The 2,375-nt window shown below is 67.6% G+C and carries 3 protein-coding genes; 1 reads left to right on the top strand and 2 read right to left on the bottom strand.

Annotated elements, in window-relative coordinates:
• Together HUW62_RS46790 and HUW62_RS46785 are read right to left on the bottom strand one after the other, a co-directional pair.
• Positions 1-551 (bottom strand): hypothetical protein (locus HUW62_RS46790; protein ID WP_176438140.1); only part of this gene is annotated, 551 nt, incomplete at its 3' end.
• A gap of 66 nt (positions 552-617) precedes the next feature.
• Positions 618-1,061 (bottom strand): hypothetical protein, encoded by a 444-nt coding sequence (locus tag HUW62_RS46785; protein WP_176438139.1) that lies wholly within the window; start codon positions 1,059-1,061, stop codon positions 618-620.
• 306 nt (positions 1,062-1,367) lie between these two features.
• On the opposite strand from HUW62_RS46785, the gene HUW62_RS46780 reads away from it, so the two are divergent.
• Positions 1,368-2,252, top strand: a complete 885-nt coding sequence (locus HUW62_RS46780) for an RNA polymerase factor sigma-32 (RefSeq protein WP_163869092.1) — start codon at positions 1,368-1,370, stop codon at positions 2,250-2,252.
• The last annotated feature ends 123 nt before the right edge of the window (positions 2,253-2,375 follow it).

The following is a 2,375-nucleotide window of genomic DNA, read 5'->3' as shown; positions in this document are numbered from 1 at the left end:
ACCCCCAGCCGCCCCACCGACGGCGCGCGCAGGAAGCGGACCGCCCCCCAGAGCGCGGCGGGCACCGTACTCGCCGCGAGCAGATAGGTCGGATTGTTGGTGATGCAGACCAGGTAGCCGCTGAAGGTGAAGCAGAGGGCCGCGAAGAAGGCCCCGGCGCGAGGCACGTCGTACTGCCGCAGCAGCGCCCAGGTGCCGAGCAACGCCACGGGGTAGCAAGCGAGGATGGTGGCCTTCACCGCCACGCCGAGCGGCAGCAACAGGTGCAGCAGCGTCGTGGGGTGGAACGCGCCCGAGATGAAGATGCCCAGGAAGGACTGTCCGAAGCCATCGAAGGCGAACCACTCCGGCAAATCGAACACGGCCACCCGCGCGGCCCAGAAGGCCCGCATCGGATAGAAGGCGCGCAGCGTGTCACCGGCGATGAAGACGTCGCTCCAGAAGAACGCCCGGAAGAAGAACCCCACCGGCAGCAGCACCATCAGCGCGGGCAGCACCCAGGCCCGCCGCGTCCTCGGGTCGTCCACCACCTGCTTCGATTCGTCCGCCATCTCTTCAGCGTTCTTCGCATGCCGAGCGGGCTGACGGGTAGCCCGGACGGGGCACATCCCACGCAATCAGTGCGGCGGCGGTGGCGGGGAGTCCTCGTCCGCGGAGACCTGCTGCTCCACCTGTCTCCTCACCAGCCGCTTCGTCGCGACCTCCTCCTCCTCCGTCCGCTGCCGCCGCTTCACCAGCCCCTGGCTCTCATCCACGAACCAGAAGATGACCCGGTAGAAGGCGGCGATGACGGTGACGAGCAGCGCCGACAACAGCCACCGCAGCACCAGGCCCGGCCAGCCGCCCACCACCACGTCGATGGGATACGTCCCCGTGAGCGGCACCAACACGAAGGCCACGTAGTGCGACAGGCAGTAGGGACACGACACCAGGTAGCCCCACCACGTGTCCTTCCCGCCCAGCCGCTCACGCAGCGACGCGAAGATGCGCTCGCGGGCGATGGTCTGCGACACCCCCATCACCACCGCCGACACCGCGAAGAGCTGGAACAGGGTCCCCATTCCACCAAGGTGGCGATGACGCGCCCGGGCCGCGGACACGCGTCGCACAACCGCCACCTTGCTCGCCTGGATGCCTCCTCCGCTCCCACCCTTCCCCACTGTCAGCCGGGAAACAGTCGGAAGAGTCTTCGGATCACCCCCCTGTAAAAACGAAAGGGTCCTGCCCTTAAGCACCCTGACCCGGTGATGCAAACCCTTGTATTCACTGGGAAATGGTCCGCAAGTGCCGTGGCACATGCATTGCGAAGGACCCGTCCCGTGCCGCCGATGCGCGGCTCCCACCGGCCCCCTTCCCCGAGAGACGCCATGCAGGAAACCTCCCACTTCTCCTCCCCGGATTCCCTCTCCACGTACCTCTCGGAAATCAACAAGTACCCCCTGCTGACCCAGCCGCAGGAGCAGGAGCTGTCGCGCCGCTTCCGCAAGGGCGACCTGATGGCGGGCCACCAGCTCGTCACCGCCAACCTGCGCTTCGTGGTGAAGGTGTCCTACGAGTACCGCTCGTACGGCCTGAAGATGTCGGACCTCATCCAGGAGGCGAACATCGGCCTGATGAAGGCCGTGCAGAAGTTCGACCCGGACAAGGGCATCCGCCTCATCTCCTACGCGGTGTGGTGGATTCGCGCGTACATCCAGAACTGCATCCTGCGCAACTGGAGCCTGGTGAAGCTGGGCACGACGCAGGCGCAGCGCCGGCTGTTCTTCAGCCTGGCGCGCACCCGCCGCGAGCTGGAGCGCATGGGCGCCGGTGACGCGAGCATCGTCAACGCGGAGGAGATTGCCCGCAAGCTGAACGTGAAGGCCTCCGAGGTGCGCGAGATGGAGCAGCGCATGGGCGGCCGGGACTTGTCGCTCGACGCGCCCGTCGGCGAGGACGGCGACGCCACCCACCTGGACTTCGTGGAGTCCTCCGCAGCGTCCCACGAGGACGAGGTGGCCGACCGCCAGCAGGCGGGCCTCACCCGGGACCTGGTGCAGCGCGCCCTGCGCCGCCTGGACCCGCGCGAGCGCTTCATCATCGAGAACCGGGTGATGGGTGACGCGGAGATGACGCTCAGCGAGCTGGGTGAGCACTTCGGCTTCTCCCGCGAGCGCGCCCGTCAGCTCGAGATTCGCGCCAAGGACAAGCTCAAGGCGGAGCTGGCCCTGCTGATGGCCGACGCGGGCCTGGACGCCGCCTCGCTCTCCTGACCGCTCTTCACACCGACTTCCTCACCGGAAGTCGCTGACCTGCACCGAGTCCGCCTTTCGAAAGAAGGGCGGACTCATTCGTTTCCAGGTCCTACGTCCCCGGCCGGCCGCCCCCGGGTCCAC

The sequence above is a fragment of the Myxococcus sp. AM011 genome, assembly GCF_013372595.1.
GTDB classification, from domain to species: domain Bacteria; phylum Myxococcota; class Myxococcia; order Myxococcales; family Myxococcaceae; genus Myxococcus; species Myxococcus eversor.
The sequence above is the reverse complement of the archived record's forward strand: the minus strand, read 5'-3'. Positions and strand labels throughout refer to the sequence as shown.

What these genes read in the sequence shown, in the direction of transcription:
- HUW62_RS46785 (WP_176438139.1), bottom strand. Translation starts at nt 1,061, where the DNA reads ATGGGGACCCTGTTCCAGCTCTTCGCGGTGTCGGCGGTGGTGATGGGG.
- HUW62_RS46780 (WP_163869092.1), top strand. Translation starts at nt 1,368, where the DNA reads ATGCAGGAAACCTCCCACTTCTCCTCCCCGGATTCCCTCTCCACGTAC.